The sequence below is a fragment of the Pseudomonas sp. NPDC088429 genome (assembly GCF_044753305.1).
GTDB classification, from domain to species: Bacteria; Pseudomonadota; Gammaproteobacteria; order Pseudomonadales; family Pseudomonadaceae; genus Aquipseudomonas; species Aquipseudomonas rustica.
Genome location: NZ_JBIVMX010000011.1, coordinates 82,313 through 103,760, shown reverse-complemented (window position 1 = coordinate 103,760; position 21,448 = coordinate 82,313). Strand labels below are relative to the sequence as shown.

Below are 21,448 nucleotides of genomic sequence, written 5' to 3'. Positions count from 1 at the left end.
TTATAGTGCACGTCGCGCCAGTCCAGCCAGACCGCAGGATTACAGCTTGTCCAATGTCACTCCGCCAGCCTCTGTGAGCAGCACCCCTCCGGCGCCCGGCTCACCCCTGCGCGGGACATTAAAGGGTGCGCTGGCGACTTTGGTGCTGTTGCTGCTGGCGTTGCTGTTCTGGCAACTGCTCGATCAACTGCGCGAGACCCAGAAAAACCAGCGCCAGTACACCATCGATTACACCGCCGACCTCGCTTCACAAGTCAGCCTGAACATGGCGCTGAACGCGCAAATCGCTCTCAACCTGCTACCGATCGTCGAGCAACCGCAAACCGCCGACGAACAGCAGGCGCTGCTGCGCAAACTTCAGCAATCGCTGCCGGATCTGCGCAGCATGGCGTTGCTCAGTCCTTCCGGGCGAATCCTCAGCGACAGCGCCGCCGACAGTCACGACGCCGATTACCTCACCGAACTGGTACGGCGCAGTCGTGCTCAGGCGCATTACTTCAGTAACGCCGATGACGGCTCGGTGGTGCATCTGTTGCTGCATCAGGCCAGCGGCAGTTCGCGCGGTTATTGGGCCTTGCGCCTGACGCCGACGTTTTTCGATTCGCTGACCAAACAGGGCGAAACCGGCCTGCGCCCATTGTGGCTGGTGGAAAACCGCATCAACCATCAGATCGTCAGTCGCGATAAAGCGTTGCCCTCGGCCAAGCCCAGCGTGCTTTCCCCTGACGATCTGGCCGACACGGTGCTGACTGTGCCGCTGAGCAGCAGCGACTGGCAGTTGCGCGGTCTGTTCGACCGTCAGCGCGTGCTCGAAGAATTGCTCCCGGCGTTTATCGGCAAATGCCTGCTCGGTCTGGCTTTCTCGCTGCTGCCGGTGATCGCGCTGTTGAACATGCGCCGCCGTCAGCGCCAGTTGCATGAAGGTCGCCGGCGCTATCAGGATATTTTCGAAGGCACCGGCGTTGCGTTGTGTGTGCTCGATCTCTCTGGCCTGAAACAGGTTTTCGAGAAAGCGCAGATCCAGACCAGCGATCAACTCAAAGCCTGGCTCGACCAACCCGCTCAACGTCAGCAATTGCTGCAAGAGTTGCGCGTCACCGAAGTCAATCAGGTCGCATTGCAACTGCTCAATGTCAATTCCTGCGAACAAGCGTGGCAACTGTTGATCGACGGTCATCCGCACCGTCAGTGCGCGATCGGCAATCAAATCCTCGACGCCGTGCTGCAACAGCAAAAGCAGCTGGAACTGGAAATCAAACTGGCGGACGTCAATGGCCGCGATCAACACCTGTGGATGGTTTTGCGCCTGCCGACCGAGCAGCACGATTACACGGCGGTGATCCTCAGCATCAACGACATCACCAGCCGCAAACTGGTCGAGCTGTCGTTGCTGGAGCGCGAAGGGTTCTGGTCGGACGTGGTGCGCACCGTGCCGGATCATCTGTATGTGCAGGACGTGATCAGCCAGCGGATGATTTTCAGTAACCATCACCTCGGGCAGACCCTCGGCTACAACCGCACCGAACTGCACCAGATGGGCGAGTATTTCTGGGAAATACTCCTGCACCCGGAAGACGCCGATTACTACCACCGCTCGCGCCAATCCCAGCGCCATGCCGGTTACAGCCAATTGCTGCAATGCCAACTGCGCTTCCGCCATCGCGACGGTAACTGGCGGCGCTTTGATATTCGCGAACAGGCACTGGCGCGCGACAAACACGATCAGGTCACGCGGATCATCGGCGTGGCCAAGGACATCACCGAGCAGATTGAGGCCAGCGAGTCCCTGCGCGACAGTGAGCAGCGTTATCGCATGCTCGCCGAAAGCATCAGCGACGTGATTTTCTCCACCGACAGCAAGCTCTCGCTGAACTACGTCAGCCCGTCGGTGCAGGCTGTGCTGGGCTTTGATGCCGAGTGGATTTTCCAGAATGGCTGGCAATCGATCATTGCCAACCCGCAGCAATTGAGCGGCATCTACACGCTGATGGATCGGGTCAGCAAGTCGCTGAATAAACCCGAGCAACTGGCGCTGTTGCGCAGTCAGGTGCAGACGCAATTGTTCCTGTTCGACTGTCTGCGCGCCGATGGCCGCAAGATTCCAATCGAACTGCGTCTGGTCTTGGTGTGGGATGAGCATGGCGGTTTTGAAGGCGTGCTCGGGGTCGGTCGCGACATCAGTCAGCAGCGCCGCGCCGAAAAAGACCTGCGCATGGCTGCCACCGTATTCGAACACTCGACCTCGGCGATTCTGATTACCGACCCGGCCGGTTACATCGTTCAGGCCAACGAAGCATTCAGTCGCGTCAGCGGTTACGCGGTGAGCGAAGTGCTCGACCAGTTGCCGAACATGCTCACGGTCGACGAACAGCAGGACGCGCATCTGCGTTACGTGCTCAAGCAATTGCATCAGCACAGCACCTGGGAAGGCGAAGTCTGGATGAAGCGCCGCAATGGCGAGCATTATCCGGCGTGGGTCGGCATCACCGCGGTGCTCGACGACGAAGGCGATCTGGCCAGTTACGTGTGTTTCTTCAGCGACATCAGCGAGCGTAAGGCCAGCGAACAACGCATCCACCGCCTCGCTTATTACGACGCCCTGACCCACTTGCCGAACCGCACGCTGTTCCAGGATCGCCTGCACACGGCGCTGCAATCGGCTGAGCGGCAGAAGTCGTGGGTGGTGCTGATGTTCCTCGACCTCGACCGTTTCAAACCGATCAACGACTCCCTCGGCCACGCCGCCGGTGACCGCATGTTGAAAGACATGGCCACGCGCCTGCTGGCCTGCGTCGACAACGACGACACCGTCGCGCGCATGGGCGGCGATGAATTCACTCTGCTCCTGCAACATCGCTCCAGCCGTGAACTGGCGCTGAACCGGGCGATTCATGTCGCCGAGCAGATTCTCGCCAGCCTGGTGCGACCGTTTGTGCTGGAAGGCCGCGAGTTTTTTGTCACTGCGAGTATCGGCATCGCCCTGAGTCCGCAGGATGGCAACGAACTCAGCCAGTTGATGAAGAACGCCGACACCGCGATGTACCACGCCAAGGAGCGCGGCAAGAACAACTTCCAGTTCTATCAGGCGGACATGAACGCCAGTGCGCTGGAGCGTCTGGAGCTGGAAAGCGATTTGCGCCACGCCTTGGAACAAGACGAATTCGTCCTGTATTACCAGCCGCAATTCAGCGGCGACGGCAAACGCCTGACCGGCGCTGAAGCCCTGCTGCGCTGGCGTCACCCGCGTCGAGGACTGGTGCCGCCGGGGGATTTCATTCCGGTGCTGGAAGAGCTCGGTCTGGTGGTCGACGTTGGCGATTGGGTGATCAGCGAAGCCTGCCGCCAACTGAAGACCTGGCACCAGAACCGTGTGCGCGTACCAAAAGTGTCGGTAAACATTTCCGCGCGGCAGTTCTCCGATGGCCAACTCGGCACGCGGATCGCCACGATCCTGCGCGAAACCGGCCTGCCGCCGGCGTGCCTGGAACTGGAGCTGACTGAAAGTATTCTGATGCGCGAAGTCAGCGAGGCGATGCAGATTCTCGCCGGATTGAAAAACCTCGGCCTGAGCATTGCGGTCGATGACTTCGGCACCGGTTATTCATCGCTGAACTACCTCAAGCAGTTCCCGATCGATGTGCTGAAGATCGACCGCACGTTTGTCGACGGTTTGCCATCCGGCGAGCAGGACGCGCAGATTGCCCGGGCGATCATCGCGATGGCGCACAGCCTGAATCTGGCGGTGATTGCAGAGGGTGTGGAAACCCATGAGCAGCTGGATTTCCTGCGTGAACATGGTTGCGATGAGGTTCAGGGGTATCTGTTCGGGCGACCGATGCCGGCGAGCAGGTTTGAGGCGCAGTTCAGCAATGACGCGTTGTTCATGTTTGACTGACTCGATCCTTTAATTAAAACCAACATACAGTTACAACCGGCAAACCCCTTAACAACTAACCGCCACAGCAAAAACCATATATCGAAACACACGAAGCCCCTCGCAAAATTATCACTCATGTTAAGTTTTGATTGGTGACAACACGTCATAAACCAACCGAACTAAAGCAGGGAATAAAACATGAGCACGGATCGCCCAAAAAAATCGTTTATCGGCTCGTTGAGCTATAACGGAAAACCCGTCTGCATCGAATGGGTGTTCAAAGAAGGTCGCGGGGGCTATAAACGGCTGGTTGTCAATGCGAACAAGTCACCGACAACCTTTGACTTCCGCTGGGAAAACGATAGCTATAGCATGCATGTACGCGACACGACCCACGAAGGACAACTGGTTCATTTAAACAGTCACGGTGAAATCGCTGTCAGCCCGGCTAATGAAGCGACAAACACAGAATTTGATTTCAGTGGCTTTTCCCCTGAGTTATTGCAAGGCGACTCCATCAAACTTCCAATACTCGTCAAACCCGGGCAACCTATTACGCTGGATATAAAAACGGGTGCGGGCGTAATAGTGTCCTCCGGAGAACGCGAAAAGAAAATCTACTTCAAAACTGAACGAACAAAACCCGTTGCTGTGTTTACATTAAACGTAATTGAGCGTCATTGATTACAACTGAGCACATCGCAGCCTGCGGCAGCTCTCCCACGGATCAGGACATCGACGCCACCGCAGGCTGCGACGCTGAGGGCCTGCAAAGCACCGCACATCTGTCATGAACGCCACTTGTCTGCGACATGATGCCGTTTCATATGCCATCTAAAAGCCGTTGGGTTAGAATGCCTCCCTTTTCTGCCCCCCGATCCTTGAGGACCGCCATGTTCAGCCGTGATTTGACTATTGCCAAGTACGACGCCGACCTTTTTGCCGCCATGGAGCAAGAAGCTCAGCGCCAGGAAGAACACATCGAGCTGATCGCTTCGGAAAACTACACCAGCCCAGCGGTGATGGAAGCTCAAGGCTCGGTGCTGACCAACAAGTACGCTGAAGGCTACCCAGGCAAGCGTTACTACGGTGGTTGCGAGTACGTCGACATCGTTGAGCAACTGGCCATCGACCGCGCCAAAGAGCTGTTCGGCGCCGATTACGCCAACGTGCAGCCGCACGCTGGTTCGCAAGCCAACGCGGCTGTTTACCTGGCTCTGCTGCAAGGTGGCGACACCATTCTGGGCATGAGCCTGGCCCACGGCGGTCACTTGACCCACGGCGCCAGCGTGTCCTCCTCCGGCAAGCTGTACAACGCTGTGCAGTACGGCATCGACGCCAACGGCCTGATCGACTACGACGAAGTCGAGCGTCTGGCGGTTGAGCACAAGCCAAAAATGATCGTGGCGGGTTTCTCTGCCTACTCGCAGATTCTCGATTTCCCACGCTTCCGCGCCATCGCTGACAAAGTCGGCGCTTACCTGTTCGTCGACATGGCTCACGTGGCCGGTCTGGTCGCCGCGGGTGTCTACCCGAACCCGGTGCCTTTCGCTGACGTCGTGACCACCACCACGCACAAAACCCTGCGCGGCCCACGTGGCGGCCTGATCCTGGCGCGCGCCAACGCCGACATCGAGAAGAAGCTGAATTCCGCGGTATTCCCGGGCGCCCAGGGTGGCCCGCTGGAGCACGTGATCGCTGCCAAGGCGATCTGCTTCAAGGAAGCGCTGCAGCCTGAGTTCAAGGCCTACCAGGAACAAGTGGTGCTGAACGCCCAAGCCATGGCCGAAGTGTTCATCGAACGCGGTTTCGACGTAGTTTCGGGCGGTACCAAGAACCACCTGTTCCTGCTGTCGCTGATCAAGCAGGACATCTCCGGTAAAGATGCTGACGCCGCTCTGGGCAAAGCCTTCATCACCGTGAACAAGAACTCCGTGCCAAACGATCCACGCTCGCCGTTCGTTACTTCCGGCCTGCGCTTCGGTACTCCGGCTGTGACCACTCGCGGCTTCAAGCAAGCCGAGTGCAAAGAGCTGGCCGGCTGGATCTGCGACATCCTGGCTGACCTGAACAACGAAGCGGTGATCGACGCCGTTCGTGAGAAAGTCAAAGCCATCTGCAAGAAACTGCCGGTATACGGCGCTTAATTGCGACGTTAAATCCGCAGCATGAAAAACAGGCCAAGTGTGATTGGCCGGTTTTTTTTCGCCTGCAAAAAGATCAAAAGATCGCAGCCTTCGGCAGCTCCTACAGGTGAACGCATTCCAAATGTAGGAGCTGCCGAAGGCTGCGATCTTTTGATTTAACCACCGGTCAGACCGGTCTTGCCAATTTCGCGATTCCCCCTTGTATTAAAGAAAAACCCCAGCGTAGACTGCGCCTGCACTGGACATACCGGTAAGACCACAATAATTAAGTCCTGAATCTGATGCGTTCAAGCGCACGGCAGCCAGGACACGACCAGGATTCCTCCCATGCTCAGATGGTGCTCGCGTTCAATCTTCCTCCAAGTGGTTCTCGGACTGGTGCTCGGCATCGTCTGCGGGCTGACCCTTCCTGAATATTCGGCCCAGCTCAAACCGCTCGGCGACGGTTTCATCAAACTGATCAAGATGCTCATCGGCCTGATCGTGTTCTGCGTAGTGGTCAGCGGCATCAGCGGCGCGGGCGATCTGAAGAAGGTCGGGCGCATCGGCCTCAAATCGGTCATCTACTTTGAAATCCTCACCACCATCGCCTTGGTGATCGGTCTGGTCTTCGCCTTCAGCACCGGCATCGGCAGCGGCGCGAATATCCACTTGGAGCAGTTGTCCGCTGCCGACATGGGCGACATCGCCCAGCGCGGCCAGCACATGCACACCACCACGCAGTTCCTGATGGATCTGATTCCGACTTCGGTGATCGGCGCCTTCGCCGACAACAACATTCTGCAGGTGCTGCTGTTCTCGGTGCTGTTCGGCAGCGCGTTGAATCTGGTCGGCGAAGCGGCGTCCGGGATCTCGCGACTGATCAACGAATTGAGCCATGTGATCTTCCGCATCATGGGCATGATCGTGCGTCTGGCGCCGATCGGCGTGTTTGGCGCCATCGCCTTCACCACCAGCAAATATGGCCTCGATTCGCTGCAGCATCTGGGCAGCCTGGTCGGTTTGTTTTACCTGACCTGCATGGCTTTCGTCGCGCTGATCCTTGGCACTGTCATGCGCCTGTCCGGCCTGCGCATGTGGCCGCTGCTCAAGTACCTGCGTGAAGAACTGCTGATCGTCATGGGCACCGCGTCATCCGACGCCGTGTTGCCGCAGATCATGCGCAAACTCGAACACTTGGGCATTGGCAGTTCGACGGTCGGGCTGGTGATTCCAACCGGCTACTCGTTCAACCTCGATGGTTTTTCGATCTACCTGACGCTGGCCATCGTGTTCATCGCCAACGCCACCGGTACGCCGCTAGCGATGACCGATTTGCTGACGATTCTGCTGGTGTCGCTGATCACCTCGAAAGGCGCCCACGGCATTCCCGGTTCGGCACTGGTGATTCTGGCGGCGACACTGACCGCGATTCCGGCGATCCCGGTGGTCGGTCTGGTATTGGTCTTGGCCGTGGACTGGTTCATGGGCATCGGCCGCGCGCTGACCAACCTGATCGGCAACTGCGTCGCCACGGTTGCGATCGCCCGTTGGGAAAAAGACATCGACGTGCAGCGGGCAAACAAGGTGCTCAACGGCGAACAGGGCTATAACTTTCAGCCGAGAAAAACAGCGGCACCCGCCCACCAACAGGAATTCTGACCTGTAGGAGCTGCCGCAGGCTGCGATCTTTTGATCTTGCCTGCGGCTTGCACGAAGGTTCACGGAGCAAAACAAGTGATAACCACATCAACCGTAGTCAACTCAGTCGTCGAAAAACTCCGCGCCGCCCTCGCCCGTGGCCAATGGCGCTCGGGCGACATGCTGCCGGGCCAGCGCGAACTCGCCGAACAACTGGGCATCAGCCGCCCGAGCCTGCGTGAAGCGGTGATCGTTCTGGAAACCCTCGGCCTCGTCCGTTCGATGCCGGGCAAAGGCGTGGTCGTCCTCGATGCACAACTCAGCGACAGCCAAAGCCACGACAGCGCGGTCGCCGGGGCGAGCCTCGAAGATGTGCTGCAACTGCGCTACACCCTTGAGCCATTCATAGTCGGTCTGGTGGCGCAGTCGATCAGCAGCAAGGAAGTCGGCCAATTGCGCCTGACTTTGATGGACATGCGCGAAGCCCTTGAGGCCGGCGACAGTGAAGCCGGCGTCAGCGCTTACATCGCCTTCCACGAAGAGCTGTTCACCCTGACGTCAAACCCGATATTCCAAAGCGTGGTGCAGCAAACCAGCAATGCCCTCAAGCAAAGCGCCGAAGTGTTGCGCAACTCCCCGGAACATCTGGCCGAACGCCTTGAAGAAAACGAGGCCGTGGTACGTGCGATCCGCAGCAAGAACAGCGCGCAGGCCAGCGCGGAAATGCGTCGGCACATTCTGCAAGAAGGTCAGCGCATGGGCATCGAGCTGAATATTCCGGATGACAACCTGAGTCGCTGATTCCTACAGGAGACAGGCCATGAACAGTTTCGCTTCAGCGTCGCACACTCGCGAGAGCACGACGCCCCTGCCCTTCTCTCGCTTGCGCGCGCCGGCGGAGGATCTTTACCCGCGACTGTTCGATGCGATTCTGGAACAGCGCCTTGATGCGGACAGCCGTTTCACCGAAGACAGTTTGAAAGACATGTTCGGCGTGACTCGCGCGGACGTGCGGCGGGTGCTGACGCAACTGAGCCATGAACAAGTTGTTGTGCTGCGCGCCAATCATCGTCCGCGTGTGGCGGCGCCGGATCGCGAGCAAACGCGGCAGACCTTGCATGCGCGGCGATTGGCCGAGAACACGTTGGTGCGGTTGGCGTGTCAGCGTCCGCAGGCTGAGGGTTTGAAACGCTTGCGTGGGTTGATCGAGCGTGAGCGGCTGGCGGTTGAGCAGGATCGGCGCGGGGCGGCGATTCGCTTGTCGGGGGAGTTTCATCTGACGTTGGCGACGATGGCGGGGAATGTGCCGTTGGCGCATTTTTTGGGCAGTCTGGTACCGCTTACTTCGTTGGCGATTGCGCGGTGCGAGGTTTCTGCGCACAGCTGTTGCGCTTGGCGGGAGCATTTGGCGTTGGTTGAGGCGGTTGAATGTGGGGATGCTTCCAGGGCCGGGATGTTGATGAATCGGCATTTGGATCATCTTGAGCAGACATTGCTGGGTTCAGACCTTGAGCCTGGTGTTGCTGGTTAGATGGCTATCGCGAGCAGGCTCACTCCTACAGGGGAACGCATTGCAACTGTAGGAGTGAGCCTGCTCGCGAAGAGGCCATCACTGACACCAGGAATCATCAGCCCGCCACTACTTTGGCAAACCCCGCCCGAATCTTCTCTTCCGGCAAATCATCAGCAATAAACACGATCACACTGTCCCGCGCCTCACCCTCGGCCCATTCGGTGTCCCAGTCGAAACCATAGAGTTTCAGCACGCCCTGAAACACCAAGCGACGATCTTCGCCAGCAATGCTCAGCACTCCTTTGTAACGCAGCAATTGCTTGCCGTGCTCTTCCAGCAATTCATTCATGAACTCGCTGAGCTGATCGATATCCAGCGGTTGATCGGTGCGCAGCACCAGGCTGGAAATACGATCGATCGACGGCGCCTTACTCACCGGACGCAAACTCAAGCCGCCGCCCAGATCGGCGTTGAGATTGAAGCCGCGTACATCGAGCAGCTCAGCCAGATCGATGTTGCCGTGATCAACCACACGAATCGGCGCGCGACGGTTGATTCGCGTCAGGCGTTCGCTCAACGCGGTGAACGTGGCCTCGTCGACCAGATCGGTCTTGCTCACCAGCAAGCGGTCGGCAAAACCGATCTGCGCTTGGGCGATGGTCTGGCTCAGATGCACATCCGCGTGTGCGGCATCGACCAAGGTGATGATGCCGTCGAGCAGGTAACGCTCGCGCAATTCCTCGTCGATGAAAAAGGTCTGGGCGACTGGCGCTGGATCGGCCAGGCCGGTGCATTCGATGACCAGACGATCGAAGGCAATTTCGCCGCTGTCCAGACGCTCGAGCAGCAGGTACAGCGCTTTGGTCAGGTCGGTGTGAATGGTGCAGCAGACGCAGCCGTTGGCCAGGGTCATGACTTGCACCGGCTCGTCGCCGAGCAACTGAGTGTCGATGCCGGCGTCGCTGAATTCGTTTTCGATCACGGCGATTTTCAGGCCGTGCTCGGCTTTCAGAATGTGGCGCAGCAAAGTGGTCTTGCCGGCACCGAGGAAACCGCTGAGTACCGTGACCGGGATTGGGGCTGACAAATTAAATCTCCCTCACGCAAAAAAACTGTAGGAGCCTGGCTTGCCAGCGAAGGCGTCATCAAGATCGCTTTCGCCAGCAAGCTGTGCTCCTACAGTGCTTGTGTTGCCTGAACCATCATGTGCCTCAACAGCACTTCGGCCCACCCTTGCCACCGTAACGGGCTTCCTGACGTTCGCGGAAGAACATCTCATAGCTCATCACCGGTTTGTCCGGGTGTTTGGTTTGCATATGCTCGACGTAGGTGTCGTAGTCGGGCATGCCGACCATCAGGCGCGCGGCCTGACCGAGGTATTTACCGAGGCGACTCAGGTCATTGAACATGCTGCAATCCTCTGGTTACGCATCCGGCAGAGCCTGGAATGGCGATTCTTTATCCGTACGCTCTTTTTTGCCCCAGGCGGCGATGCCGACTTTGAGCGCATAGAACAGGATGCTGAAGACCACGAACAGGAACAGCGCGGTGAGCGTTGCGTTGGTGTAAGCGTTGAAGATCACGTGCTGCATCTGCTCGATGCTTTTCGCCGGGGCCAGAATCTGACCACTGGCCAACGCATCGCTGTACTTCTTGGCCAGCGACAGGAAGCCAATTGCCGGGTTGGCATCGAACAGTTTGATGAAGCCCGCCGTCGTGGTGCAGATCAACAGCCAGGTGGCTGGCAGCAAGGTGACCCAAATGTAGCGCTGACGCTTCATTTTGATCAGAACCACGGTGCCGAGCATCAGCGCGATACCGGCCAGCATCTGGTTGGAGATACCGAACAGTGGCCACAAGGTGTTGATGCCGCCCAGTGGATCGACCACGCCCTGATACAGCAACCAGCCCCACATCGCCACACAACCGGCGGTGGCGATCAGGTTGGCCGTCCACGATTCAGTGCGTTTCAGCGCTGGCACGAAGGAGCCGAGCAAATCCTGCAGCATGAAACGTCCGGCACGAGTACCGGCGTCGACAGCGGTCAGGATAAACAGCGCTTCAAACAGGATCGCGAAGTGGTACCAGAACGCCATGGTGTTTTCACCCGGCAGGACACTGTGCAGGATCTGCGCGATACCGACCGCCAGGGTCGGCGCGCCACCGGCACGGGCGAGAATGGTGGTTTCGCCAATGTCATGCGCCACGGCTTGCAGCGCTTCCGGCGTGATCGCAAAGCCCCAGCTGGAGACCACTTGCGCAACCGAAGCGACATCACTGCCGACCACAGCGGCCGGGCTGTTCATGGCGAAGTACACGCCAGGCTCGATCACCGAAGCGGCAACCATGGCCATGATCGCGACGAACGATTCCATCAGCATGCCGCCGTAACCGATGTAACGGGCGTTGGTTTCGTTATCCAGCAGCTTCGGCGTGGTGCCCGAAGAAATCAGTGCGTGGAAACCCGATACCGCACCGCAAGCGATGGTGATGAACAGGAACGGGAACAGACCGCCCTTCCACACCGGACCGGTGCCGTCGACGAACTGGGTCAGCGCCGGCATTTTCAGCTCGGGCATGGTTACCAGGATGCCGATCGCCAGGGCGATGATGGTACCGATTTTGAGGAACGTGGAGAGGTAGTCACGCGGCGCCAGAATCAGCCACACCGGCAGCGATGCTGCGACGAAACCGTAACCGACCAGCATCCAGGTAATCTGCACGCCGGTGAAGGTGAAGGCCTTGGCCCATACCGGATCAGCAGCAATCTGCCCGCCCAGCCAGATCGAACCGAGCAGCAGCAACACGCCGACCACGGAGATTTCGCCGATGCGGCCCGGGCGGATGTAGCGCATATAAATGCCCATGAACATCGCGATCGGGATGGTCGCCATTACGGTGAAGATGCCCCACGGACTCTCGGCCAGTGCCTTCACCACGATCAGCGCCAGCACCGCGAGGATGATGATCATGATCAGGAAGCAGCCGAACAGTGCGATGGTGCCGGGAATCCGGCCCATTTCTTCACGCACCATGTCGCCCAGGGAACGGCCGTTGCGACGGGTCGACATGAACAGAACCATAAAGTCCTGCACCGCGCCCGCCAGCACCACACCGGCAATCAGCCACAGCGTGCCGGGCAGATAACCCATCTGCGCCGCCAATACCGGACCAACCAGCGGCCCCGCGCCAGCGATGGCCGCGAAGTGGTGACCGAAAAGAATGTGTTTGTTGGTCGGCACGAAGTCCAGACCGTCGTTGTTGAGCACGGCGGGGGTGGCCCGACGCGGGTCAAGTTGCATCACATTGTGTGCGATGAACAGACTGTAGTAACGGTACGCAACCAGATAAATGGCCACAGCGGCGACCACAATCCACAAGGCATTGATCGCCTCGCCTCGGCGCAATGCCACTACGCCCAGGGCGCACGCTCCTACGATTGCCAGCAATAGCCAGGGTAAGTGGCGTAGCAGGCTATTATTATTTTTCATTTTATTATTCCAGCCAGGGTGGACAAGAAAGACAGCCACCCCGAGTTTAGCGCTTACGGCGCCAAAGGCCATACCCCGACGTTGGTCTGAGTGGCCCGTCTGCGCTGGTACGCTTAGACAATGCGGGTCTATAGTCAGCGAACTTCCGGAGAATTGCGCCATGAGCGAGCACCCAGCCAATCGTCGTCGCTTCAAACGTATTGCGTTCGATGCCAGAACCGAGCTGAGTCAGGGCGAGTACATCTGGCCGGTCAAGCTGATAGACCTGTCGCTCAAAGGCTTGCTGATCGAGCGGCCAGAGCCTTGGCTGGGGGATGCCGAGAAGGATTTCTTCGTCGACATTCATCTGAGCGATGAGATTGATATCGAGATGGACGTGCAGTTGGCGCACGAAGAGAACGGCCAGCTGGGGTTTGTTTGCCGGCATATCAGTCTGGAGTCGATCCAGCGGTTGCGGCGCTTGATCGAGCTGAACCTGGCGGACCCGCAGGAGCTGGAGCGAGAGTTGGGTGCGTTGATCGAGATCTGATGGTTGCCCCTGTAGGAGCTGCCGGAGGCTGCGATCTTTTGATCTTGAAAACCAAAATCAAAAGATCGCAGCCTCCGGCAGCTCCTACAGGGGATCTCTGGTTATTCGAAGAGAGCGTCGAGGGCCTGTTCGAGGCGCGTTACGGCGATGATCTGCAAACCCGGCGGGGACTCTTTTGGCGCATTGCCTTTGGGCACGATCGCGCGTTTGAAGCCATGCTTCGCGGCTTCCTTCAGGCGCTCCTGGCCACTGGGCACAGGACGCACTTCGCCAGACAACCCAACCTCTCCAAACACCAACAAATCATGCGGCAACGGCCGATTGCGCAAACTCGACATCACCGCCGCCATCAACGCCAGGTCAGACGCCGTTTCCAGCACCTTCACCCCACCAACGACGTTGAGAAACACGTCCTGATCGTGCGTCGGAATCCCGCCATGGCGATGCAACACCGCGAGCAACATCGCCAAGCGGTTCTGATCCAGCCCCAACGTTACCCGTCGCGGGTTGGCCAGATGACTGTCATCGACCAGCGCCTGCACTTCCACCAGCATCGGCCGGGTGCCTTCCCACGTTGCCATCACCACACTGCCCGGGACTTCTTCCTGCGCCCGTGTGAGAAAAATCGCCGAAGGGTTGGAGACTTCTTTCAAACCCTTGTCCGTCATGCCGAACACGCCCAGTTCGTTGACGGCACCGAAACGGTTTTTCACCGCGCGCAGCAACCGCAAACGACCATCGGACTCACCTTCGAAATACAGCACGGTGTCGACCATGTGTTCGAGAACACGCGGGCCGGCCAGCGCGCCTTCCTTGGTAACGTGGCCGACAAGGAAAATCGCCGTGCCGCTCTGCTTGGCATAACGCACCAGCAGTGCTGCACTCTCACGCACCTGAGACACGCCACCGGGCGCCGATTGCAGTTGTTCGGTGAAGATCGTCTGAATCGAGTCGATCACCATCACCTTGGGCTTTTCCTGGCGGGCGGTGGCGATGATGGTTTCGATGCAGGTTTCGGTCATCACCCGCAGTTGATCCTGCGGCAAGCCGAGACGCCGCGCTCGCATGGCCACCTGCTGCTGGGATTCTTCGCCGGTGACGTACAGCGCCGGCATGCTCTTGGCGAGGTTGCACAAGGTCTGCAACAGAATCGTCGATTTGCCGATGCCCGGATCGCCGCCGATCAACACCACCGAGCCGTCGACCAGACCGCCGCCGAGCACGCGATCCAGTTCACTGGATGCCGTGGAAAAACGCGGAATCTCTTCGACGCTGACTTCGGCAAGGGTTTTGATCTGCGCCTGCTGGCCGGTCCAACCGGTGCGACCGCTTGGCGCCGTGGCACCGCCGCTTTCGATCATGGTTTCGGTGAGGGTGTTCCAGGCACCGCATTCGCCACACTGCCCGGCCCACTTGGGAAAGGTTGCGCCGCACTCGGTGCAGCCGTACATGCGCTTGGCCTTGGCCATCAGAACCCCCGGGGCAAAAACAGCGATGATAACGCATACATCGGCATTGTCTTTGACCAAGGCATTTCGCTTGCCTGCGACTGTATCAATATTAAACCTGTACAGAAGTTGTGGACTTTGCACTTGCACGTACAAGTTTCGAGGGCAATTCAATGGCACTTTTCAAACTATTCGGCAAAGAGCGTGTCGATAAAAAATGTGCATTGTAAGAAGGTGTTTCGCGCAGGACGCGTTTTGCTGATTTACACTGCGTACACCAATCTCATCTGTAACAAGGAAATAACCTATGGGCGTGCTAAGTGAGTTCAAGGCCTTCGCGGTCAAAGGCAATGTGGTCGACATGGCCGTCGGTATCATCATCGGCGCCGCTTTCGGCAAGATTGTCTCGTCATTCGTCGGTGACGTGATCATGCCGCCGATCGGCCTGCTGATCGGAGGCGTGGACTTCAGTGATTTAGCCGTCACGCTTAAAGCCGCTGATGGCGCCGCCCCTGCGGTGGTGCTTGCCTACGGCAAATTCCTGCAGACCGTTCTGGATTTCATCATCGTCGCTTTCGCGATCTTCATGGGTGTTAAAGCCATCAACCGCCTGAAGCGTGAAGAGGCTGTGGCCCCAACGCTGCCACCGGTTCCGACCAAAGAAGAGGAACTGCTGGGCGAGATCCGCGACCTGCTCAAGGCGCAGAACAGCCGGCCGGAGTAATCCTGCTGGAACAAAAAACGGCGCCTTCGGGGCGCCGTTTTTTTTACCAGTAGTTTTCCACCGCAACCTGACCAGGCCTGCGCGTCAGGCTCAGGCTCATGTGCCGTTGTTTGAGCAACGCGCGGGTGTCATCGATCATCTGCGGATTGCCGCACAACATGACGCGCGAGTGCTCAGCCGTCAGCTCGACGCCTGCCGCCCGCTCCAGCTCACCGTTTTCGATCAGCGTCGTGATACGCCCATTCAGTGCGCCGGGATGAGATTCACGGGTCACGGTGGGGATAAATTGCAGCTTGTGGGCATGCTCGGCCAGATAGTCACGCTGCGCCAATTCCGCAATCAACTGTCGATACGCCAGTTCGCGGGCCTCGCGCACGCTGTAGACCAGAATGATCCGCTCGAATTTCTCCCAGACTTCGAAGTCCTGCAGGATCGACAAAAACGGCGCCACGCCGGTGCCTGTGGATAACAGCCAGAGGTCGCGACCGTCGACAAAACGATCCAGCGTCAGATAACCAAAGGCCTGACGGTCGACCAGCAAGGTATCGCCCGCTTCAAGCCGGCTCAGTTCACTGGTGAATTCGCCGCCGGGCACCACGATCGAGAAGAATTCGAGAAATTCGTCAAACGGTGAGGACACCATCGAATAAGCACGCCAAACCGTACTGCCGTCAGCCTTGGTGACGCCGAGTCTGGCGAATTGCCCTGCACGAAACCTGAAGCCTGCATCACGAGTGGTACGCAAGGTGAACAGATTCGCGGTCAGCGGCTGCACATCAAGCAGAGTCTGGCGGGTGAATTTTTCTGCGCTGGCGGTCATGTGGCGCTCCATTCGACGATGTTCGTAGTCTCTCGCAAAGCGCCGTACGTTAAAACCGCCAATTTGTAGTGGTATTACGCATCGACTGCCTTACCCACAACAAGTTGTACTAACAGCGACATTAACTGAATAGAACATTAAGTTAACTAACATGTCGACCTTCATATTAAATTAACAACTTACTAATAACGTTTTATACAAATAAGCATCAGCACAAAGAGCAAAAAAATCGCAGCGCGACGTAGGAAACGTCCTACACTCGGTTTCGTGCGCATTGGATCCAACGCACCCTCAAGTAACAAGTACACGGAGCGTTTGTAATGGAAAAGTGGAAGGAGTCGCAGTTAAGGCAACTGACGTTCGCAAAAAACATAGATAGCGCTTACCCGATTCTGCTGAGCTTCGCGGAAAACATCGGCTTCGATTTTTGCGCGATCAACGTGGCCTCTACTTATCGTGAGGCGCACTTCAATACGCTGGAGATCAATAACTTTTCCGACGACTGGAAACAACGCCATGAACAGGAGCCGAGCGATGAGATTGATCCCGTCACCACGCACTGCCACGGTTCAATGTTGCCCTTCGTATGGAGCAAGACTGCCTACGACAAAGCCCCAAAGCGCTGGCGCGCCCTGCAACACGAAGGACTGCGGCACGGCTGGTCGCAATCATTTCATCGCGAAGAGTTCGGTGTCTGTAGCACCCTCAGCCTGGCCAGAAGCGATGGGCCGGTCAATTCGATTGAGCTTTACGAGCATTTTGGCTGCCTGTTTTACATCACCAGTCACATGACGGATTTGTTCGCTCAATCGTTGCCCAAGCCCGCCCTGGCCCGACAACCGCATTTGTCGCCGCGCGAACTGGAAGTGGTGCAATTGTCCGCCCAAGGCAAAACGGCGTATGAAATCTCGAAGATTCTCAGCCTCAGCGAGCGAACCGTGAATTATCACGTCCAGCACCTGATCGAGAAATTCAAGGTGTGCAACAAGATCTCTGCGGTCATTGCCGCCGCCCGGGCCGGGTATATCTAAACGGCCGGCCTCGCACGAACAGAAAACGTGCGGGTAATTGAATAGAAAAAAACGTACCATTTGTGGCCTTCCTGAGTGTTAACGCCATCTACCCGCGTTGCAGTCCACTCGGTCGGTTCCGCCGCACAATGCCAGGGCTGCGGGACATCCCTCGATTACCCTGAGTCCCCGCCCCATGCCTTTGCTCGATACACCGTTCGCCCAACTCGACTTGATTCGCCAACCCGAACAGCAGAACGAACCGCTGCAAGCTTTCGATGCCGCCGACGAATACCTGCTCAATCATCTGGCCGCGCAACAGCCTGCGGCGAGCACGCGGGTGCTGGTGCTCAATGACAGCTTCGGCGCGTTAGCCGCCAGTTTGCTGGGCAAGGTTGAAGTGAGCAGCAGCGGCGACTCGTTTCTGGGCTTTCAGGGACTGGAAAAGAATTTGCTGCGCAACAGTCAGGCATTCGATGCCATTCGGCCGATTCCGGCGAGTGAGCCTTTGGTCGGGCCTTTCGATCGCGTGTTGATCCGCGTACCGAAAACCCTCGCGCTGCTCGAAGAACAATTGATTCGCCTGCAAGGGCAACTCGCTCCCGGCGCCGAAGTCATCGCAGCGGCGATGGTCAAACATTTGCCACGCGCTGCCGGTGATCTGCTGGAGCGCTACATCGGCCCGGTGCAAGCATCGCTCGCCGTGAAAAAGGCGCGACTGTTGATCGCCACGCCGGAAGCGAAAGCCCCGGCTATTTCGCCCTACCCGAGCCGTTACAGCCTCGACGAACCGGCCATCGAACTGCTCAACCACGCCAACGTGTTCTGCCGTGAAGGCCTGGACATCGGCACTCGCGCCTTCCTGCCGCATCTGCCGAAAAACCTTGGCAGCGCACGCGTCGCCGACCTCGGATGTGGCAACGGCGTGTTGGCGATTGCCAGTGCGCTGCACAACCCTGACGCGCAGTACACGCTGGTCGATGAATCGTTCATGGCGGTGCAATCGGCCGCTGAAAACTGGCGCGCGGCGCTGGGTGATCGTGAAGTGATTGTTCGCGCTGGCGACGGTCTGGCTGGGCAAGAGCCGCAATCACTGGACGTGGTGCTGTGCAATCCGCCATTCCATCAGCAGCAAGTCGTCGGCGATTTTCTCGCCTGGCGCATGTTTCAGCAGGCGCGTGAGGCACTGGTGGTGGGCGGCGCGTTGTACATCGTCGGCAACCGTCATCTGGGTTATCACAGCAAACTGGCGCGGCTGTTCCGGGGTGTCGAGCAAGTCGCGGCGACGCCGAAGTTCGTGATTCTCAAAGCCCGAAAATAATCTTCAGGGCAAAAAAAACCCTCCATGCGGAGGGTTACAAAGCCGTACCCGAAGGCGCCGGGACGGGGATGATTCAGATTCAGTGCGTGGTCAGGCCTGCCGCGTTCATGAACATGCGCATCAGGCTGGCGGCGATGAACAACACGCCAACACTGCCGGCCCAGATCAGGGCCAGCCAGCCGAGCCGCTGCCACAGCGGTTTTTTTTCGGCTTGTTCAATGTCGTGCAGGGAATGTTTGCCGGGCATTGTTTCGATCCTCAGTTAGATCAATGGCGCCGTTGCCGACGCCATCGCGAGCAGGCTCGCTTCCACAGGGTTTCGCTTAGTGGTAGCCGTCTTCGTGGGTGACCTTGCCGCGGAACACGTAGTAGCTCCAGAAGGTGTAACCCAGAATGAACGGGATGATGAACAGCGTCCCCACCAGCATGAAGCCCTGACTCTGCGGCGGCGATGCGGCGTCCCAGATCGAGATCGACGGCGGCACAATGTTCGGCCACAGGCTGATGCCCAGGCCGCTGTAGCCGAGGAAGATCAGCACCAGCGTCAGCAGGAACGGCGTGTAGTGGGCATTACGCGCCACCGCCCGAATCAACCCGTACAGGGTGACCAACACCAGAATCGGCACCGGCATGAACCAGACCAGATTCGGCATGCTGAACCAGCGCGTGGCGATTTCCGGGTGGGCCAGCGGTGTCCACAGACTGACGACACCGATCACCGCCAGCAGCACGAATGCCAGTGGCCGCGCCAGATTGTGCATCTGCTCTTGCAGCTTGCCTTCGGTCTTCATGATCAGCCAGGTGCAGCCGAGCAAGGCGTACGCCACCACCAGTGCCGCGCCGCAGAACAGCGTGAACGGTGTCAGCCAGTCGAGTGAGCCGCCGGCGTATTGCCGATTGACCACCGGCAAGCCGTCAATGAACGCACCGAGCGCCACGCCCTGAAAGAACGTCGCCGCCACCGAACCGCCGATGAACGCCTTGTCCCACAAGTGACGCTTGTCGTCCTTGGCTTTGAAGCGAAACTCGAACGCCACACCGCGAAAGATCAGGCCGATCAGCATGAAGATCAGCGGCAGATACAGCGCCGACAACACCACCGAATACGCCAGCGGAAACGCACCAAACAACGCCGCGCCGCCCAGTACCAGCCAGGTTTCATTGCCGTCCCAGACCGGGGCGACGGTGTTCATCATTACGTCACGGTCGACTTTGCCGGGAATGAACGGGAAGAGAATCCCGATGCCCAGGTCGAAGCCGTCCATGACCACGTACATCATGATGCCGAAGATGATGATCACGGCCCAGATCAGCGGAAGATCAATACCCATGAGTCAAATCTCCTTGGTCAGGCGAACGTCGTCGCCGTGATCGGCATCGGACGAATCGTCGGCAGCGGACAACGGACGGGCCGGTGTACGTTTTTTGCCAGGGCCACCGTCCGGCGTCTCTGTGCCTTCGCTGATCTTCGGCCCTTTGCGCACCAGGCGCATCATGTAGCCGAGACCGGCACCGAACAGGGCGAAATACACCACGACAAACATGATCAACGTGATGCTCATCTGCATAAAGCTGTGGTTGGAAGACGCGTCCGCCGTGCGCATCAGTCCGTAGACCACCCACGGCTGACGGCCGATTTCCGTGGTGAACCAGCCGGCCAGAATCGCGATCAGACCGGACGGCCCCATCCACAACGCCAGGTACAAGAACGGACGCGAGGTGTAGAGCGTGTCGCGTTTACGCAGCCACAGACTCCACAGACCGGTGAAGATCATCAGGAAACCGAGGCCGACCATGATCCGGAACGACCAGAACACGATGGTCGAATTCGGCCGGTCTTCCGGTGGGAATTCCTTGAGCGCCGGCACTTGTTTGTCCAGCGAGTGCGTGAGGATCAGGCTGCCGAGGTACGGGATCTCTACGGCAAATTTGGTGCGCTCTTCTTTCATGTCCGGCCAGCCGAACAGGATCAGCGGCGTGGCTTCGTCGCCCTTGTTTTCCCAGTGGCCTTCGATCGCGGCGATTTTCGCCGGCTGATGTTTGAGGGTGTTGAGGCCGTGGAAGTCGCCGATGACCGCCTGGATCGGCGCGACGATCAACGCCATCCACATCGCCATCGAGAGCATGGTGCGGATCGCCGGGTTGTCCTTGCCGCGCAGCAAATGCCAGGCCGCCGAGGAACCGACGAAAAACGCTGTGGCCACAAACGCCGCCGTCGCCATGTGCATCAAGCGGTACGGGAACGACGGGTTGAAAATGATCGCAAACCAATCGGTCGGAATCACCTGACCGTTGATGATCTCGAAGCCTTGCGGGGTCTGCATCCAGCTGTTGGAGGCGAGAATCCAGAAGGTCGAAATCAGCGTGCCGATGGCCACCATCACCGTGGAGAAAAAGTGCAATCCGCGCCCGACCTTGTTCCAGCCGAACAGCATGACCCCGAGGAAACCGGCCTCAAGGAAGAATGCCGTGAGCACTTCATAGGTCAGCAACGGCCCGGTGACGGCACCGGCGAAGTCCGAGAAACGGCTCCAGTTGGTGCCGAACTGGTAGGCCATGACCAACCCCGAGACCACGCCCATGCCGAAGTTGACGGCAAAGATCTTCGACCAGAAATGGTAGAGGTCACGGTACGTGTCGTTATGGGTTTTCAGCCACAGGCCTTCGAGCACGGCGAGGTAACTCGCCAGACCGATGGTGATGGCCGGGAACAGGATGTGGAACGAGATGGTGAACGCGAATTGAATTCGGGCGAGATCTAGTGCCTCTAAACCGAACATATGGCTTCCTCTGTCAGGTAATACCGGCGGCGGGGCTTGTGGCCCCTTGCACTACTGCCCCCACGGATATGGAGTGCGGCGAATTCGGATTCGTTCTTTTTGAAACCATCGCAACGCAGGGAGTCTGGCCAACTGGCCGTCTGATCAATGCCGTTTGGGGTCTTGATC

At 58.4% G+C, this 21,448-nt stretch carries 18 protein-coding genes; 10 read left to right on the top strand and 8 right to left on the bottom strand.

The genetic code is table 11. From position 1 onward, the window contains the following. Positions 1-46: 46 nt before the first annotated feature. From morA to ACIP66_RS09090, 6 genes are all read left to right on the top strand, one after another. On the top strand, positions 47-3,895 hold the full coding sequence (gene morA / locus ACIP66_RS09115; RefSeq protein WP_400647282.1) for a cyclic di-GMP receptor MorA: 3,849 nt from the start codon (positions 47-49) through the stop codon (positions 3,893-3,895). A 180-nt stretch (positions 3,896-4,075) separates the two neighbouring features. Beyond that, entirely contained in the window at positions 4,076-4,561 is a 486-nt protein-coding gene (locus ACIP66_RS09110; protein WP_400647279.1) for a hypothetical protein, read from the top strand. A 209-nt stretch (positions 4,562-4,770) separates the two neighbouring features. Then, positions 4,771-6,024: a serine hydroxymethyltransferase gene (gene glyA, locus ACIP66_RS09105; protein ID WP_007909785.1), complete on the top strand. Its 1,254-nt coding sequence runs from the start codon at positions 4,771-4,773 to the stop codon at positions 6,022-6,024. A 327-nt stretch (positions 6,025-6,351) separates the two neighbouring features. Then, entirely contained in the window at positions 6,352-7,665 is a 1,314-nt protein-coding gene (locus ACIP66_RS09100) for a C4-dicarboxylate transporter DctA (protein ID WP_159813579.1), read from the top strand. Between the two features lie 75 nt (positions 7,666-7,740). After that, complete coding sequence (locus tag ACIP66_RS09095; protein WP_053124015.1) at positions 7,741-8,445, top strand: FadR/GntR family transcriptional regulator; 705 nt, start codon at positions 7,741-7,743, stop codon at positions 8,443-8,445. 19 nt (positions 8,446-8,464) lie between these two features. After that, the gene (locus ACIP66_RS09090; RefSeq protein WP_400647275.1) at positions 8,465-9,175 is read left to right on the top strand and encodes a GntR family transcriptional regulator; all 711 of its coding nucleotides are present in this window, start codon (positions 8,465-8,467) and stop codon (positions 9,173-9,175) included. A gap of 97 nt (positions 9,176-9,272) precedes the next feature. On the opposite strand, the gene yjiA is transcribed toward ACIP66_RS09090, so the two are convergent. From yjiA to ACIP66_RS09075, 3 genes are all read right to left on the bottom strand, one after another. Then, positions 9,273-10,244 (bottom strand): GTPase, encoded by a 972-nt coding sequence (yjiA, locus tag ACIP66_RS09085; protein ID WP_282358202.1) that lies wholly within the window; start codon positions 10,242-10,244, stop codon positions 9,273-9,275. A 124-nt stretch (positions 10,245-10,368) separates the two neighbouring features. Beyond that, positions 10,369-10,566 (bottom strand): YbdD/YjiX family protein, encoded by a 198-nt coding sequence (locus ACIP66_RS09080; protein ID WP_003228401.1) that lies wholly within the window; start codon positions 10,564-10,566, stop codon positions 10,369-10,371. Between the two features lie 15 nt (positions 10,567-10,581). Further along, complete coding sequence (locus ACIP66_RS09075) at positions 10,582-12,648, bottom strand: carbon starvation CstA family protein (protein ID WP_400647272.1); 2,067 nt, start codon at positions 12,646-12,648, stop codon at positions 10,582-10,584. A 160-nt stretch (positions 12,649-12,808) separates the two neighbouring features. Between ACIP66_RS09075 and ACIP66_RS09070 the strand changes: the two genes are divergently transcribed. Next, positions 12,809-13,177: a PilZ domain-containing protein gene (locus ACIP66_RS09070; protein WP_053124024.1), complete on the top strand. Its 369-nt coding sequence runs from the start codon at positions 12,809-12,811 to the stop codon at positions 13,175-13,177. 101 nt (positions 13,178-13,278) lie between these two features. Here the strand turns inward: ACIP66_RS09070 and radA are convergent, their stop codons facing one another. Continuing rightward, entirely contained in the window at positions 13,279-14,646 is a 1,368-nt protein-coding gene (radA, locus tag ACIP66_RS09065; protein ID WP_008084632.1) for a DNA repair protein RadA, read from the bottom strand. A 286-nt stretch (positions 14,647-14,932) separates the two neighbouring features. Here radA and mscL point away from each other — a divergent pair, with 286 nt between their 5' ends. Then, complete coding sequence (gene mscL / locus ACIP66_RS09060) at positions 14,933-15,349, top strand: large-conductance mechanosensitive channel protein MscL (protein WP_053124026.1); 417 nt, start codon at positions 14,933-14,935, stop codon at positions 15,347-15,349. Positions 15,350-15,392: 43 nt separating this feature from the next. Here the strand turns inward: mscL and ACIP66_RS09055 are convergent, their stop codons facing one another. Further along, positions 15,393-16,169, bottom strand: a complete 777-nt coding sequence (locus ACIP66_RS09055; RefSeq protein WP_400647269.1) for a ferredoxin--NADP reductase — start codon at positions 16,167-16,169, stop codon at positions 15,393-15,395. A 320-nt stretch (positions 16,170-16,489) separates the two neighbouring features. Here ACIP66_RS09055 and ACIP66_RS09050 point away from each other — a divergent pair, with 320 nt between their 5' ends. Together ACIP66_RS09050 and ACIP66_RS09045 are read left to right on the top strand one after the other, a co-directional pair. After that, complete coding sequence (locus ACIP66_RS09050; protein WP_053124034.1) at positions 16,490-17,200, top strand: LuxR family transcriptional regulator; 711 nt, start codon at positions 16,490-16,492, stop codon at positions 17,198-17,200. 175 nt (positions 17,201-17,375) lie between these two features. Further along, positions 17,376-18,500 (top strand): methyltransferase, encoded by a 1,125-nt coding sequence (locus tag ACIP66_RS09045; protein WP_400647266.1) that lies wholly within the window; start codon positions 17,376-17,378, stop codon positions 18,498-18,500. Positions 18,501-18,579: 79 nt separating this feature from the next. Here the strand turns inward: ACIP66_RS09045 and ACIP66_RS09040 are convergent, their stop codons facing one another. The 3 genes from ACIP66_RS09040 to ACIP66_RS09030 form a co-directional block, all read right to left on the bottom strand. Next, positions 18,580-18,747 (bottom strand): DUF2474 domain-containing protein, encoded by a 168-nt coding sequence (locus tag ACIP66_RS09040; RefSeq protein WP_082341490.1) that lies wholly within the window; start codon positions 18,745-18,747, stop codon positions 18,580-18,582. 76 nt (positions 18,748-18,823) lie between these two features. Next, positions 18,824-19,831 (bottom strand): cytochrome d ubiquinol oxidase subunit II, encoded by a 1,008-nt coding sequence (cydB, locus tag ACIP66_RS09035; RefSeq protein ID WP_053124037.1) that lies wholly within the window; start codon positions 19,829-19,831, stop codon positions 18,824-18,826. A gap of 3 nt (positions 19,832-19,834) precedes the next feature. Further along, positions 19,835-21,280: a cytochrome ubiquinol oxidase subunit I gene (locus tag ACIP66_RS09030; protein ID WP_159813600.1), complete on the bottom strand. Its 1,446-nt coding sequence runs from the start codon at positions 21,278-21,280 to the stop codon at positions 19,835-19,837. Between the last annotated feature and the right edge of the window lie 168 nt (positions 21,281-21,448).